The sequence below is a fragment of the Candidatus Thiothrix putei genome (assembly GCA_029972225.1).
GTDB classification, from domain to species: Bacteria; Pseudomonadota; Gammaproteobacteria; order Thiotrichales; family Thiotrichaceae; genus Thiothrix; species Thiothrix putei.
In genome coordinates this window covers 2,131,582-2,144,559 of record CP124756.1, presented here as the reverse complement: position 1 = coordinate 2,144,559, position 12,978 = coordinate 2,131,582, and the positions used below count along the sequence as shown (strand labels likewise).

At 47.4% G+C, this 12,978-nt stretch carries 11 protein-coding genes and 1 pseudogene; 6 read left to right on the top strand and 6 right to left on the bottom strand.

Going from position 1 to position 12,978, the window contains the following annotated elements:
- Positions 1–8 precede the first annotated feature (8 nt).
- Both QJT81_10955 and QJT81_10950 read left to right on the top strand, forming a co-directional pair.
- Positions 9–1,050, top strand: a pseudogene (locus tag QJT81_10955) (IS630 family transposase).
- A 193-nt stretch (positions 1,051–1,243) separates the two neighbouring features.
- On the top strand, positions 1,244–1,789 hold the full coding sequence (locus tag QJT81_10950) for a helix-hairpin-helix domain-containing protein (protein WGZ92403.1): 546 nt from the start codon (positions 1,244–1,246) through the stop codon (positions 1,787–1,789).
- Between the two features lie 54 nt (positions 1,790–1,843).
- On the opposite strand, the gene QJT81_10945 is transcribed toward QJT81_10950, so the two are convergent.
- The 4 genes from QJT81_10945 to QJT81_10930 form a co-directional block, all read right to left on the bottom strand.
- Positions 1,844–2,101: a helix-turn-helix domain-containing protein gene (locus QJT81_10945; GenBank protein WGZ92402.1), complete on the bottom strand. Its 258-nt coding sequence runs from the start codon at positions 2,099–2,101 to the stop codon at positions 1,844–1,846.
- A gap of 123 nt (positions 2,102–2,224) precedes the next feature.
- Positions 2,225–2,398 (bottom strand): hypothetical protein, encoded by a 174-nt coding sequence (locus QJT81_10940; GenBank protein WGZ92401.1) that lies wholly within the window; start codon positions 2,396–2,398, stop codon positions 2,225–2,227.
- A gap of 181 nt (positions 2,399–2,579) precedes the next feature.
- Positions 2,580–3,104: a disulfide bond formation protein B gene (locus tag QJT81_10935; GenBank protein ID WGZ92400.1), complete on the bottom strand. Its 525-nt coding sequence runs from the start codon at positions 3,102–3,104 to the stop codon at positions 2,580–2,582.
- Between the two features lie 51 nt (positions 3,105–3,155).
- Positions 3,156–5,204 carry a cation:proton antiporter gene (locus QJT81_10930; protein WGZ92399.1) on the bottom strand — a complete coding sequence of 683 codons (2,049 nt, stop codon included), beginning with the start codon at positions 5,202–5,204 and terminating at the stop codon, positions 3,156–3,158.
- A gap of 105 nt (positions 5,205–5,309) precedes the next feature.
- On the opposite strand from QJT81_10930, the gene QJT81_10925 reads away from it, so the two are divergent.
- From QJT81_10925 to nhaR, 4 genes are all read left to right on the top strand, one after another.
- Positions 5,310–5,738 carry a hypothetical protein gene (locus QJT81_10925; protein ID WGZ92398.1) on the top strand — a complete coding sequence of 143 codons (429 nt, stop codon included), beginning with the start codon at positions 5,310–5,312 and terminating at the stop codon, positions 5,736–5,738.
- Between the two features lie 3 nt (positions 5,739–5,741).
- Positions 5,742–7,487, top strand: coding sequence for an ABC transporter ATP-binding protein (locus QJT81_10920; protein ID WGZ96439.1), 1,746 nt, complete (start codon positions 5,742–5,744; stop codon positions 7,485–7,487).
- A 92-nt stretch (positions 7,488–7,579) separates the two neighbouring features.
- Complete coding sequence (locus QJT81_10915) at positions 7,580–10,465, top strand: UvrD-helicase domain-containing protein (protein WGZ96438.1); 2,886 nt, start codon at positions 7,580–7,582, stop codon at positions 10,463–10,465.
- 2 nt (positions 10,466–10,467) lie between these two features.
- The gene (gene nhaR, locus QJT81_10910; protein ID WGZ96437.1) at positions 10,468–11,373 is read left to right on the top strand and encodes a transcriptional activator NhaR; all 906 of its coding nucleotides are present in this window, start codon (positions 10,468–10,470) and stop codon (positions 11,371–11,373) included.
- Here nhaR and QJT81_10905 read toward each other — a convergent pair whose 3' ends face one another.
- The gene (locus QJT81_10905) at positions 11,374–11,829 is read right to left on the bottom strand and encodes a tellurite resistance TerB family protein (GenBank protein WGZ96436.1); all 456 of its coding nucleotides are present in this window, start codon (positions 11,827–11,829) and stop codon (positions 11,374–11,376) included.
- Positions 11,830–11,847: 18 nt separating this feature from the next.
- Positions 11,848–12,888, bottom strand: a complete 1,041-nt coding sequence (locus QJT81_10900) for a DUF475 domain-containing protein (GenBank protein ID WGZ96435.1) — start codon at positions 12,886–12,888, stop codon at positions 11,848–11,850.
- Between the last annotated feature and the right edge of the window lie 90 nt (positions 12,889–12,978).

Here is a 12,978-nt window from a genome sequence, read left to right as displayed (position 1 = left end):
TCCTTTCCATGATCCAGATAGACTTCAGCGAATCCGATCAAACCGCCTTGAATGAGGGGCGTTACCGCCATGCCCACCCTCGCGTCCGCCAACGGATGGAAGTGTTGTGGCTAAAAAGCCAGGGAATGGCGCATGGGGACATTGAACGGCTGGCACAGGTGAGTTCAACGACGGTCACCCGTTATTTGAAACGTTACCAACAAGGTGGGATCGCTGCCTTGGAACAACTGGATTTCCGTCGCCCAACCCGCCGGTTGGAACCTTTCCGTGAGCCCCTGAAGAAACATTTTGAGAAGCATCCACCGACCCGGATCAGTCAGGCGATCGCTGATATACAGCGCTTAACCGGCCTTGAACTCAAGCGGGAAGCCGTGCGGCTATTCCTGCATGACTTGGGTTTGTCCGTCAGGAAGGTGGGGATGATACCGGCGAAAGCCGACCCTGCTGCCCAGGAGACTTTTAAAAAAAGAGCTGGAGCCGCGTCTTGAGGAGGCCAAGGCCGGAAAACGCGCCGTTTTCTTTGTCGACGCCGCCCATTTTGTCCTGGCCCCGTTTCTGGGGTTCCTGTGGTGTTTCACCCGGCTGTTCATCCGCGCCCCTGCCGGACGCCAGCGCTACAATGTCCTCGGTGCGTTGAATGCAGTCACCCATGAACTGGTCACCGTGACCAATGACAGTTACATCAACTCCCAAAGTGTTTGTCAGTTGCTTCGGCAAATCAAGGCATTGGCCCTGGATGTCCCGGTGACCTTGGTGATGGACAATGCCCGTTACCAGCGCTGTAGCCTGGTACAAACATTCGCCCAAACACTCGGGATCGAACTGTTGTTCCTACCCGCTTATTCCCCCAACCTGAACCTGATTGAGCGCCTCTGGAAGTTTGTGAAGAAGGAATGCCTGTATTCACGTTACCATGAAAACTTTACCGCGTTTGCGCAGGCCATTGATGCCTGTTTGGCACAAACCCACACTACGCATAAAAAAGCCTTGGACTCCTTGCTGACTCTCAACTTTCAGACCTTTGAGGAATCTGCAATTATGGGCGGTTGAAGTATAATAGCATATGAGTAGGACACTAAAAGTAATGAAGTAATCACATTATTACATTGCTATAGATCAAGTCGGGAGGAGGTTTGTCTGCCAAACCCTACCATTTGGTGTATTCTGTCCGCCGTATTATGTGTTTAGAATCTGCTTTGTAATAAAAAGCATTAAATACATGCTAAATCAATGGAGTTTCACAATGTCTAAACTAGTAGGCGTATTTATTCTTGGAATACTGGTGGGTTGGTTAGTTGAGTGGATTTTTGTCCGTTTGTTTGTACCTAATCCGAAGAAAAAACTCGAAACAGCCCTGCAAACCAGCCGTAAAGAAAATGATACGCTGCAAAAGCAGAACCGTGAGTTACAAGCAGAACTGAGCACCGCAAAAGCAAAACTTGTTGCATCACCCGCCCAAACGCTCACGAATACAGCAGAACCTATAGCGGTTCCTATCTCCACAGCGATACCCGTTACCTCAACACCGGTTGTTGAAACAACAGTGGCTGATGATCTCACAAAATTAAATGGTATTGGTCCGAAACTGGCGGAAGCTATGCAGGCAAGTGGTATTAAACGTTATGCACAGTTAGCAGAATTAACGATAGATGACCTCAATGAGAAACTTGCATCGAGCAACATTCGTTACAGCAAAGCATCTGCGGAAAGTTGGGCTAAGCAAGCAACACTAGCAGCAGCGGGCGATTGGGATGGGTTAAAAACATATCAAAACGCATTAAAAGCTTAATGGCTAACCGGGGCGGTTACGTTAAACCGCCCCTTTTAGCCATACTTACTCCAGTTAGAGCAAGTTATGGCGCTTCAGTTTAGTACGCAATGTAGCACGGTTAATACCCATACACTGAGCAGCCTTAGACTGATTGCTATGCGTGTAACGCATCATGATTTCCAACATAGGGCGTTCCACTTCATCCAACACCAAACGGTAAATGTTTGATGCCTCATGATCGCCCAGTGTATCCAAGTAATCTTGTAAAGTACGGGCAACCGTTTCAGACAAAGAAGCGTCCAGACCGGCACGAGAAGATGTATTCGTCATATTAATGCAACCTTTTTAGTATTTGTTGGTACGATTCTACACAATGTTTGATGAACCGTAGCCAACTGCTTTCAGGAGTCGTTATCGTAAAAATTCCTTTTTGCAACTTGTCTTGGAGGTGATTCAATCCAGATACCACCCGATATGCTTCCTTGCAATACGGAAATCAGCATCCGCTCCATAGAAGTCATAAATAGCGCCAATGTAATCTAAAACGACTCGACACCCTTCATAGACACGCTGTTGTGTAAAAGGTTCTCTACGCTCAGAAAATCTTTTATTTGCGAGAATATCCATGGCAGACCCCAAGTCGCCCGACATATATCGGGCTATCGGCATGTGTTTACTTCACAAGAGCTTTCACTATAAAAACTATCTAACTAAACGCATATCCTGAATAAAAGAATACCATAGAGTGAAATATACCCAATACATTGGGTTGATAAACGGTAGTGTCCAACAGAAAAACGGCTAAGATTTAACGCATAGAAAATGTACCGACATGCCTATTGCTTCGCTTAAAGAATAACCAAATTAAATAAAAAGCAAAGAATATAAACACTGGAAAGGTTAATTGTGGCATTCCTAACCCCCAGATAGACCAACTCACCTCATCACAACCAGCACTACTGCGTAACAATGCCTCTGTCACCTGCCCCTGAGGTAAAGCAGCAATAAAACGATCTAACCATAATTCTAAACCCGGCCCACAAGAAGCAGCCTCCTCTGATGGCAAGCTCAACAACCACACCTGACGTAACGCAACCCCGACACTGAACAGCCCCACCAACACCAACAGTCCCCCATAGACTTTATCAACTAACCCCGTAGGATTATGCAAAAAAGCCAATAACGCTACCAAGCCAATACCTATCATTGCCATTCGTTGCAAAATACACAGCGGGCAAGGGTCTAAACCCATCACAAATTGAAAAAACAAGGCTGCTCCCAATAACGCTAAACAAAAGACAAACACAAATAAGTAATGTGGGCGTTTATTCATAGCAGCACTCTCTCAAAAAAATACTCATACAACTGTCTTCATCAATACGCGTTATGATTCGGCTGTAGCAACCGCGCTATTTTTTGCTAATTTCCCACCCGTCTTCAAGAGGTTCTCCACCTCCCGAAAACATTCGGCTTTAGTACCTTCTAACACCAATACATCCCCCGTTTGCAGAAAAATAGTTGCGGAAGGCTCTTCCCCCCGAATATCACCCCGACGTAATGCCTTAATGTTCACCGCAAAACGCTTTAACTCCAACTCTTCAATGCGCTTACCCACTGCATAATCAGTCATCTGCAAGGTAAACGTATGTAAAAAAGCTTCAGCAACTTTACCACTCGACATAGGCTTATCTTGATCCCCGTGATAATAACTATGCAACGAACGGTAACTATCCCGACGAATTTTTTCTGTCATCTGGAACACTTCATCCGGGCTAAACCCAAGTTGCTCCACAATACGTTGCGTAATCATCAAGGTTGCTTCCAAACTCTCCGGCAACACACTGGTTGCCCCTAAGCGTTCCAAAGCCTCCAAATGGCGCTCATCGCGAGTACGCACTAAAACTGGCACATCAGTACGTTTCAAACGCACCGCTTCGATAATACGTTTAGCCACCTCAACATCCACTACAGTGATAACCACCATACGAGCACGGTCTAAACCAGCAGCCATCAAAATCTCTGGACGCGTCGCATCCGCATAATGCACCGGATCCCCCGCTTCCCACGTTTTTTCTACAATACTCGGATCAAGATCAAGCGCAATATAAGGCACACCCTGCTCCTGTAAAAAGCGAGCAATATTTTGCCCCATACGCCGGTAGCCACAAATAATGACATGGTCGTCTGCTTCTTTAACAGCTGCACTAACCTCTGCGACATCTTTAAATTGTTGATGCGTGTAAGTATCGGCTAACAACAGGTTCGTAATTTTATCGTTATAGCGAATAATGAACGGAGAAAGTGCCATGCTAATCACGATAGCAGCTAATGTCGTTTGTGATTCACCAGAAGACATGACTTGGTTACTTAACGCTAAGGCCAACAGCGCAAACCCAAACTCCCCACCTTGTGCTAACACCAACCCGGTACGTAGTGATGTCGCATTATTCTTCACAAAGAGACGCGTTAACACGGCAATTAATAAGCCCTTGCCTACAATTATCCCGACCACTAACAACAACACAGGAAGCCACAACGAAGGCAGGATAGAAATATTTAACTTAGTCCCCACCGTGATAAAAAATATCCCCATCAGAATATCCCGGAAAGGTCGTATTTCACTCTCAATCTGATGTTTGTATTCTGTTTCACTGAGCAGCATCCCAGCAAGAAATGCTCCCAAAGCCAATGAAAGCTGCATCGACTGAGTAAGCCAAGCTGCCGTTAGTGCCACCAGCAACACCGTAATATTGAATAACTCAATCGACTCAGCGCGAGAAATGTATTGAAATAAAGGGCGCAGTGTGTAATGCCCGACCAACAACATCACAAAAAACAACACTGCCGCCGAGAAAATATTTAGCAACAGTTCACTGGTATTCACCTCTAGGTTGCCGCCACCTGCCAGCAACGGGATCATTACCAAAAAAGGCACGACCGCTATATCCTGAAACAACAAAATACCTAACGCTGACTGCCCATGTGGCGCACGCATTTCCGCCTGGTCGGTTAACTGCTTGACAACAATCGCTGTTGACGACATAGCCATTGCCCCACCCGCTACTAAAGCACTTTGCCATTGCACGCCAAAATAAGACAAAATGACAATGCCTGATAGCGTAGAAATCACCACCTGCAACCCACCCAAACCAATAATGGTGGTACGCATCGCCATGAACTGCTTCAGTGAGAACTCCAGTCCAATCGCAAACAGCAGGAAGACCACACCGACCTCCCCCATGAATGCCAAGCCCTCACTTTCCGGAATAAACCCCAAGCCATGCGTCCCCATTACCGTGCCCACTAACAAGTAGCCCAGAATAGGCGGTAAATGCAAGGTGCGAAACGCAGCAACTGCACCGACAGACATGACCAGTAACAGCAGGATACTTTCCAAGAGTCCATGCTCGTGTAATATTTCGTGTTCTGCCAAGGAATCCCCTACAATTTGCTAAGCCGTATTGCCAAGTATACGGGTTTCTGACCTTGTAAACACCATATCGGTTCAGTTCTTATCCGGATTAAGTTGAGATATACCGTGAAAAAAACAGCTTATTGGCAGCAACTACTCTTATACGTATGGGTTGCCCCCATCACCATTTGGTGTTTACCGTTAGCCTTACTCGCAAAGTGGACAGGGGGTGGATACGCCATACATTCAGGAGTACTGGAAATTTGGGGTGGTTGGGTCGGGCAACGGCTAGATCGCGGTATTCCTTTTCTCGGTGCAGTCAATGCGATTACCATCGGGCATATCGTTGCCGGAGTCTCCCCCCAACACTTGCACAATAGCCGGGTGCATGAGCGCGTTCATGTGACACAATTCGAGCATTGGGGCTTACTTTTCCCTTTCGTCTATTTTATTGCAGGAATACAAGCACAACAACGCGGGGGCAGCTTTTACTGGGATAACCCTTACGAAATCGAAGCCCGCACCAGAGCCGCAGCGGCAAAAGGAAAATCTTAAAATATGGACATTATTTTTCGGGAATACGGCAGCATCATTCGTCAAAAATGGGGCTGGTTTTTAGTGGTCATGCTAGGGATTTCAGGTGGCTCAGGTCTGGCGCTACTGGTTCCGCTGTATTACAAAGAAATTGCCAATGGCTTATCCAAACCCTTCACTGCGGCAACACATGAGCTATTATTGCAAAACCTAAGCTATATCGCCGTAACTTACAGCGTTATTTGGCTCAGTTGGCGGGCGCTGGAACTCGGCATGATCATGTTCCAAAGCTGGGGATTAAACCAACTCGACAAACGCTGTTTTGATGTCTTGGTCAAACAACGTCACCATTTTTTCGAGAACAATTTCGCGGGCAGTTTAGTCAAGCAAGCCAACCGTTTCATTAAAGCATTTGAAACCATCATCGACTGGATGATTTTTGAATTTTACGGCAATTTGCTGCAAGTCAGCCTCGCCTTCATTATTTTTTACCAGCAACAACCAACCTTTGCCCTGTATTTCCTCGTCTGGGTGGCTCTCTTTCTGGGGTGGAGTGGCGGATTTCTGGTCTGGAAACTCAAATTTGACCTGCGCGTGGCAGCCATGGATTCCAAACTCGGTGGTGCGTATGCCGATGGCATCAGCAATATTGCTATTGTCAAAAGTTTTGCGCTGGAACAACACGAACGTGCCAATATCAGTGCACTGGCGGATGAATCCTACCGCAAACGCAATGTGGCCTGGTTGTTGACCTTTGTATCTTTTGCCGTACAAAGCACCTTGGTATTTGGTATTGAGTTATTGCTGATTTACTGGATGATCGGTGAATGGCAACAGGGCGCATTCGAGATCGGCGAATTTGTGCTATTCCAAACAGTACTACTGCTCATCATTCGGCATTTGTGGGATTTTGGGATGAATTTCCGGCGTTTTTTCAACGTACTGGCTGATGCAAGGGAAATGACCGAGGTGTTCCGCCAAACGGATCTGGAGGAAGATCACGCGGGGATGCAAGCCCACACCATTACCCATGGCGAGATTCGCTTTGAACACCTAGGCTTTGCGTATGGCAAAGAAAATACACAAGTTGGCTTGTTTGAAAACTTCAACCTGCATATCAAATCGGGCGAAAAAGTAGCATTAGTGGGGCATTCTGGTTCAGGCAAAACCTCGCTAACAAAACTCCTGTTTCGTTTTGTTGATCCGCAGCACGGTAAAATCCTGCTGGATGGCATTGAGGCAAGCAGCTTTACCTTAGCCTCGCTGCGTGAACAGATTTCACTGGTTCCACAACAGCCTGACCTGTTTCACCGCAGTATCCGTGACAATATTGCGCTGGGTAAAGCGATACCCGATGACCAACTGCGTGAGGTAGCACGTAAAGCCCGCGCGTTGGATTTCATCGAAAAACTTCCCCAAGGCTTTGAAACAATGGTGGGAGAACGTGGCGTGAAACTCTCTGGCGGTGAAAAGCAACGCATCGCCATTGCGCGTGCTTTCTTGGAAAATGCCCCCATTGTGGTATTGGACGAAGCCACCAGTGCGCTAGATTCACTCACCGAACAACAGATTCAGGTCGCTATTTTCGAGCTCATTGAGCATAAAACAGCGATTGTGATTGCGCATCGGCTCTCCACCATTCTACGTATGGACAGAATCATTGTGCTAGAAAACGGGCAAATTATCGAACAAGGTACACACAATGAACTATTGGCATTACAGGGTAAATACTACGAAATGTGGCAACACCAGAGTGGGGAATTCTTGTGAAGCCAAACCCCGTTCTAGCACAGCCTCACCCCTGTAAGCACTTTTCAGCTATAATCAGCGTCCGGTAAACATCCACCTGCCACAGAACTAGAATGCAAATACTGCTTTATAACGAACTCAACCCTGACAAAATCAACGGCTTCCGCAAATGGCGCTCTTTCATCGAAGCCGACGACCTCAAGTCCGCTGATGTCAAAAAAATCGGCGATAATCTCTACCGCGCTCGTCTCAATCGCAGCGACCGTCTGCTCCTAGCGTTTTACCATTATCAAGGCGAACGCTACGCACTGGTGCTGGAGTACCTCAAAAGCCATGATTACGCCGGTTCACGCTTCCTCAGTCACGGCGCAATCGTCGACGAAGACAAAATCCCCCCACTCGAACACGCCCCCGATGACACTCCCAACCTAGCCTACGTCAACACCCAGCACGGGCGTTTCAATCTGCTGGATAAAATCATCTCATTTGACGACACCCAGCAAGCCGTATTCGAGCTACCGCCACCGTTAGTAATCATCGGGTCGGCAGGCAGTGGTAAAACGGCGTTGACGCTTGAAAAACTCAAAGCCTGCCCTGGCGATGTCCTCTACGTCACGCTATCGCCGTATCTGGTGAAAAATTCCCGCGACCTGTATTACGCCCACGGCTACGAAAATGCCCAACAACAGGTCGATTTCCTTTCCTTTCAGGAATTTCTCGAAAGCATCCAAATCCCCAACGGCAAACCGATTCACTTCCGCGAATTTGCGCAATGGTTCAGCCGCTTACCGCGTACTCCGATCAAAGATGCCCACAAACTGTTCGAGGAATTCAAGGGCGTCATAACTGGGCCATCCGTTGCCAGCGCTTACCTTAGCCGTGATGAATACCTCAATCTCGGCATCAAACAATCCATTTTTTTGGAAGACGAACGCCCGGTTGTTTACGATATTTTCAGCCGTTACCTGAGTTTTTTGCAGGAAAACCAGCGTTACGACAGCAATATCCTCAGCCACCAATACCTAGAGCGGGTTGCACCACGCTACGATTTCGTGGTGGTGGACGAAGTGCAGGATTTAACCAATATCCAGCTTTTCCTCATTCTCAAAACCTTGCGTGACCCTAGCGGATTTTTGCTGTGTGGCGATTCTAACCAAATCGTCCACCCCAATTTTTTCTCGTGGAGCAAACTCAAAAGCTTGTTCTACACCCACGGCGAATTGCAGGCAGATGTTGATTTAATCCGCATCCTCAGTACCAATTACCGCAATTCCCCACAAGTCACCGCGCTGGCAAACCGGATTTTGCTGCTCAAAAATGCCCGCTTCGGTTCAATTGACCGTGAAAGTAATTATCTGGTGCACAGTAACGGGCATGTGCAAGGCGATGTGGTGTTTCTGCAAGACCGCGATAACATCCGCCGCGAACTCGATGCCAAAACCCGCAGTTCCACCCGTTTCGCCGTGGTGGTCATGCACCCCGAACAAAAAGCTGAAGCGCAACAACATTTCAACACCCCACTGGTATTCTCAATCCAAGAAGCCAAAGGGCTTGAATACGACAATATTATTCTCTACAACTTTCTGAGTGCCGAAAACAAGCGCTTCCGCGAGATCAGCGCTGGCGTGACTCATGCCGATCTGCAACAAGACTTAACTTACGCAAGAGCTAAAAATAAAACCGATAAATCACTGGAAACCTACAAGTTTTACATTAACGCACTCTACGTTGCCCTGACCCGTGCGGTGCGTAATTTGTATTGGATCGAAGCCGATTCCAAACAACACGTACTGGATTTGCTTGGTTTGCACGATGCGCAAGAAACACTCAACCTCGCCAATCAAAATTCCAGCCGCGAAGAATGGCAACGCGAAGCCCACAAACTCGAATTGCAAGGCAAACAAGAACAAGCTGACCGCATCCGCCAAGAAATTCTCCAGCAACAAACCCCAGAGTGGGCGGTTTATACCGGCGAAACCTTGCAGCAACTGCATACCCAAGCCATTCAGCAGGGTGATAAAAAAGCCCGGCTGGCGCTGTTTGAAGTAGCGTTAGTTTACGAAGACCGGCAATGCCTGCGTGATTTAGTCAAGGTTGACTTCAAACCGGCACGGCATCCCGCCAATGGTATCAAGCAATTACAGCAGAAATATTACCTGCCCTATCAGCTTAAAAATCCGGTGGCCTTACATAGTCAACTGAATAAGTTCGGTGTGGATTTCCGCAACCCGTTCAACCAAACCCCGCTCATGGTGGCAGCATGGCTGGGCAACTCAAGCCTGATTAATGAACTGGCAGCACTCGGAGCCAACCCCGAATACGTGGATAATAACCACTTCACCGCGTTTCAGATTGCCTTACAACAAGCTAGTAAAGATGAAAAATATGCTAAACATCACCTTGCCAGCATTTACCGGCAACTCGCCCCCGACAGTTTAAGCATTCAAATCGACGGTAAATTATTAAAACTCGACCAGCACGGCATGGAGTTTTTCCTGCTCAATATGATGATTGCGCTATTCTATCGCGCCCTACCGACCAAAATCGGGGAGCGAGGTGGCTTTGGGACGCAAGACATTATTGACGCAGTGGCACATTTCCCGCCGGATGTATTAAGCCCACAACGCAAGCAACGCGCTTATATTTCCAGCATTTTCTCAAAAAACGAGATGTACCGCGACGACCGTTACAACCGCAAACTGTTCTATCGGGTGCGTCAAGGGCATTACCTGTTTAACCCTAGCCTCATGCTGAAAGTGGAAGGTGAATGGGTCAATATTTACGATTTGCTGGATCTCGATAAACTGGCTTATCAACCTGCCAATACACCAGACTGGTGGAGCGAGCACGATCAAGCACGCTGGGATCATTGGCTGGATGCTGGGCGCAATCACATTAAACACCAACTCCAGCAAGTGCGTACTGCCATGCTAAATGACGCGCTGACCATGTTAAAATCCCTGTGCGAACAAGAATTACGTAAGATTCAGGACAGTTAAACATGATCAATTACAAACATCTGTATTACTTTCGTGAAGTTGCCACGTTGGGCAGTATTGTGCGTGCCTGCGAAAGCCTGAACCTGACTCCGCAAACCATCAGCGGGCAATTGCAATTACTGGAAGACTCCCTCGGCGTCAAACTGTTCCGCAAACAAGGACGCAATCTGGAACTCACCGACGCGGGGCATACTGCACGGCGTTATGCCGATGAAATTTTTCAACTGGGCAGCGCCCTAGAACAAGCGTTGCAAACCCATCCTTCCGGGCAGGCACGCCTGTTTCGGGTCGGTATCGTCGATGTTGTGCCTAAAACCATTGCCTACAAACTACTGGAACCGGCAATGCAACTCAGCCCACAAATTCACATTGTGTGCAACGAAGGTCCTTTGCCCGACTTGTTGGGGGAACTCGCCATGCACCGCATTGAGCTGGTGATTGCGGATAAACCGTTACCCAATACGCTACCAATCAAGGGATTTTCGCACCGTTTAGGTTTCAGCGGGATTAGCTTTTTTGCACACACCACGGTAAAAGCCAGTTTGCAGGGCAAATTCCCTGAATGCTTAAACAATGCCCCACTGCTGATTCCGAGCGAGGGTACGTCAGTGCGCAATGAACTCATGAATTGGTTTCATCAGCAAAAAGTACAGCCGACTATTATTGGGGAGTTTGATGACAGTGCGCTGATGCGGGCATTTGGCTTTGGCGGGGCAGGCGTCTTTGTCGCCCCCTCCGTACAGGAAGATACTTTTATCCAGGAAGCGGATATTCATTGTATTGGGCGGGCAGAAGGGGTGATGGAACAATTTTTTGCCATTTCGGTCGAGCGGCGGATTAGCCATCCTGCGGTGCTGGCGATTACCAAACACGCGCAGGATTGGCTGCACACTAAAGCGATGCCTTAATTACAGACCGAAATCGTCCGCAGGAACGCCCAAATCGCGGCAAATTTCACGCACGACTTGCTTTTCCTTGTCATCAAACGAGCCATCGGCACTGCCGATTGCCATGCAAACGCGCACCATTAAGCGTGCTGCATCGGGTTTGCTACGCAGCTTGCCGATCATTTTCAGGGCTTCCGCTTTACCGATTTCGTTGTCGAATTCAAAGTTTTCGGTCACTTTGTTGAAAACAGCAATCACGTCTTTGGTTTCAAAGACTTTCAATTCATCCGATTGCTGGATGAATTTCATCATCTTTTGCTTTTCGGACGAATCAATACTGCCATCCGCCGCAGCCACTAAACCACAACCGGCAACACAGGCTTCCATGAATTCGCGGTTTTTGAATTTACCGATTTCAGCGGTTAATTTAGCACGGGCTTCGCCAGCTTTTTCTTTCAAACTATCAAAAAATGACATAAATAATCTCCTTATCAATTAGGCTTCTGCCAGTAATTTCTTTTTGTGACGCAATGAAGACACTATCGACAACGCAATAAACGTCACGCCAATTAAGCCGGTAATGACTTCGGGAATGTGGTAATGGATACTAAACAGCATAATGAATGCTAAAGCACCAATACCGTAATGTGCGCCGTGTTCCAGATAAATGTATTCATCCAACGTGCCTTTGTGCACCAAATGCACGGTCAGGGAACGCACAAACATCGCGCCAATTGCCAGACCCAACATAATGATGACGACATCTTTGGTAATCGCAAATGCACCAATTACCCCGTCAAATGAAAACGATGCATCCAATACTTCTAGGTATAAAAAGCCCGCCAAACCATTACGCTTGACGCTTTTAACAACCGCATCACCTTCCGCTTCATCTTCAAAGAACACGTCTAAACTACTGACTGCAATGTATAACACCACGCCAGCTAAACCAGCCACTAATACAGTTAAACGGGTTTCATCGCTAATTGGCAGGAACTCCTGCAACAAAAACAATGCAATTAACGCCAATAACACGCTAATCACGTCAAGTTTACCCATAGCACTCATGCGTTCTTCGATAGCATGAATCCAGTGAACATCTTTTTCGTTATCGAACATGAAGCTCAGGAACACCAGCAATAAAAACATGCCACCAAACGCTGCGATACCTGCATGACTTTCCATCAAATGGCGGGAGTATTCATCTGGGTTATTCAAAGCCATGCTCATGACATCAATCGTACCCAGCCCCGTAGCCACGGCTACAATCACAATCGGGAACACTAAACGCATCCCGAATACCGCAATCAGGATACCAACGGTTAAAAATAGCTGCTGCCATTTCTCATCCATTTCCTTGAGGACAGAAGCATTCACCACCGCATTATCAAATGACAGGCTCACTTCCATAATGCCCAGTACCAAAACCAGGAAAATGGCCGTGGCAATGCCCATCGAGGTGGTCGCACCCCACCAAACGGCCAAACCTACACAGAGGATGGTGACTAAAAACGAATATTTAAAATCCTGAAACATAGGGTTACTAATTTACCATAGGGATAAACAAAACAGGCATCTACCACGAGATGCCCGTCAAATCATAAGTGCATTGCGAACAATGCCTTA